This window comes from Streptomyces spongiae, assembly GCF_009377185.1.
Lineage (GTDB): Bacteria > Actinomycetota > Actinomycetes > Streptomycetales > Streptomycetaceae > Streptomyces > Streptomyces spongiae.
The window spans coordinates 1-2,447 of sequence record NZ_VJZC01000931.1 but is presented as its reverse complement, the minus strand read 5'-3'; the positions used below and the strand labels follow the sequence as shown (position 1 = coordinate 2,447).

3 protein-coding genes are annotated in these 2,447 nt (G+C 68.0%); all 3 read left to right on the top strand.

Features of this window, described 5'->3' with window-relative positions; all coding sequences use genetic code 11:
- Positions 1-146: 146 nt before the first annotated feature.
- Entirely contained in the window at positions 147-1,112 is a 966-nt protein-coding gene (gene lipA / locus FNH08_RS48815) for a lipoyl synthase (RefSeq protein WP_322726634.1), read from the top strand.
- A gap of 292 nt (positions 1,113-1,404) precedes the next feature.
- On the top strand, positions 1,405-1,608 hold the full coding sequence (locus FNH08_RS48810) for an SCO2195 family GlnR-regulated protein (protein ID WP_152778345.1): 204 nt from the start codon (positions 1,405-1,407) through the stop codon (positions 1,606-1,608).
- Positions 1,609-1,692: 84 nt separating this feature from the next.
- Complete coding sequence (locus FNH08_RS48805) at positions 1,693-2,394, top strand: DUF4191 domain-containing protein (protein WP_152778343.1); 702 nt, start codon at positions 1,693-1,695, stop codon at positions 2,392-2,394.
- Positions 2,395-2,447: the final 53 nt, after the last annotated feature.

The window sequence follows — 2,447 nt, the reverse complement described above, 5'->3', positions numbered from 1 at the left end:
GGGTAGGGGCGGCGGGGGCGAAGGAAGTCCCCTCGTGCCAGGACGGGAATGGGACCCCGCAGCCGAAGGTTGCCCACCCCGGGGACCGAGAACCGTACGGGCGTACCCTGGTGTACGCCGAAGAATCGAAGCTACAGGGAGCCGATGTGTCCGCAGTCTCACCCGACGGACGCAAGATGCTGCGCCTGGAGGTCCGGAACAGCCAGACCCCCATCGAGCGCAAGCCCGAGTGGATCAAGACACGGGCGAAAATGGGCCCCGAGTACACGAAGATGCAGAACCTCGTGAAGAGCGAGGGCCTGCACACGGTCTGCCAGGAAGCCGGCTGCCCCAACATCTACGAGTGCTGGGAGGACCGCGAGGCGACCTTCCTCATCGGCGGCGACCAGTGCACCCGCCGCTGCGACTTCTGCCAGATCGACACCGGCAAGCCCGAGCCCCTGGACCGCGACGAACCGCGCCGCGTGGGCGAGTCCGTGGTCACCATGGACCTCAACTACGCCACGATCACCGGCGTCGCCCGCGACGACCTCCCCGACGGCGGCGCCTGGCTGTACGCCGAGACCGTCCGCCAGATCCACCAGCAGACGGAGCAGCGCGAAGCGGGACGCACGAAGGTCGAGCTCCTCGCGCCCGACTTCAACGCGGTCCCGGAGCTGCTGGAAGAGGTCTTCGCCTCCCGCCCCGAGGTCTTCGCCCACAACGTCGAGACCGTGCCGCGGATCTTCAAGCGCATCCGCCCCGGCTTCCGCTACGACCGCTCGCTCAAGGTCATCACCGAGGCCCGCGACTACGGCCTGGTCACCAAGTCGAACCTGATCCTCGGCATGGGCGAGACCCGCGAGGAGGTCAGCGAGGCCCTGCGCCAGCTGCACGAGGCCGGCTGCGAGCTCGTCACCATCACGCAGTACCTGCGCCCGAGCGTCCGCCACCACCCCGTGGAGCGCTGGGTCAAGCCGCACGAGTTCGTGGAGCTGAAGGACGAGGCCGAGCAGATCGGCTTCTCCGGCGTGATGTCCGGCCCGCTCGTGCGTTCGTCGTACCGGGCCGGCCGGCTGTACGGGATGGCGGTCGAGCGGCGGGGCGCGTACGTGGCCTCCCAGTCCGTCTGACTCGACTCACTCGGCTCACCCGACTCACCCGGATGGCACTGCGTGCCAGTTTCCACGTGTGAATCTGCGCACAAGAGACTACTGGTGAGTAGTGGCCGATACGACGCGGTCCTGACCGTCTCCGCAGATAGGGGGCGTCATCAGGGCCGCGTCAACGTTCAGGGGCCCCAAATCAAGGTTTCATTAGCGTTTGACCGGCCGGTCACGCCCTGGTAACACCATTCAGTGACGCTGGTTTCACACCACGTAGAGCCCCGAGCCGAGTCGCCATCCCTGAGGGGGGACCCCCATCATGCAGGCCGCGCCCGTCCGCGCCACCGCAATCCCGTCGTTCACCGATGCACTCCGTGCCGTCGAGTCGCTGCTCATGAGCAGCGGCCAGCGCACCGCCCGCCGTAACGCCTGGACCTCCGTGCTGGAGGACCGCCGCCGCGCCAAGGACCGGGTCGAGGCCCAGCGGGTCCTCGACGAGACCGTCGTCTCCCGCCTGCCCTGACGACCGCCGTGCAAACGGCCCCCGCCCCACCCCCTGTCGGCACCGCCGTCGTCCTCGCTTCGCGGGCCACGTAGACTTCCGTCCATGGCGAGGAAGGAAACCGCAGCGGACGCTGCGAACCCCGGGCGACTCAAGCAGATCGCTCTGACCTACAAGATGACCCGCAAGGCCGACAAGAAGATCGGTCTTGTACTCGCGGCTGTCGGAATCGTCACCTTCGGTGTCTTCCTCGCGATCGGTTTCTTGATCGGCCACCCCATCTATCTCGGCATTCTCGGCCTCCTGCTCGCCTTCCTCGCGATGGCGATCGTCTTCGGACGCCGGGCCGAACGGGCCGCTTTCGGTCAGATGGAGGGCCAGCCGGGTGCGGCGGCCGCGGTGCTGGACAACGTCGGCCGTGGGTGGACGACCACTCCGGCGGTGGCGATGAACCGCAGCCAGGACGTGGTGCACCGCGCCGTCGGCAAGGCGGGCATCGTGCTGGTCGGCGAGGGCAACCCGAACCGGGTGAAGGGCCTGCTGGCCGCCGAGAAGAAGAAGATGGCCCGGATCGTGGCGGACGTGCCCGTGCACGATCTGATCGTGGGCACCGGTGACGACCAGGTCGCGCTGAAGAAGCTCCGCACGACGATGCTGAAGCTGCCGCGGGTGCTGAGCGGGCCCCAGGTGACCGCCACGAATGATCGTCTGCGGGCGATGGGTGACCTGATGAGCAACATGCCGTTGCCGAAGGGGCCGATGCCGAAGGGGATGCGGATGCCTCGGGGTGGTCCGAAGCTTCGATAGCGGTGCGCTGCCGCTGGGCTTGGCGGGTTGTGGGGCTCGGGGAACCTTCTTGG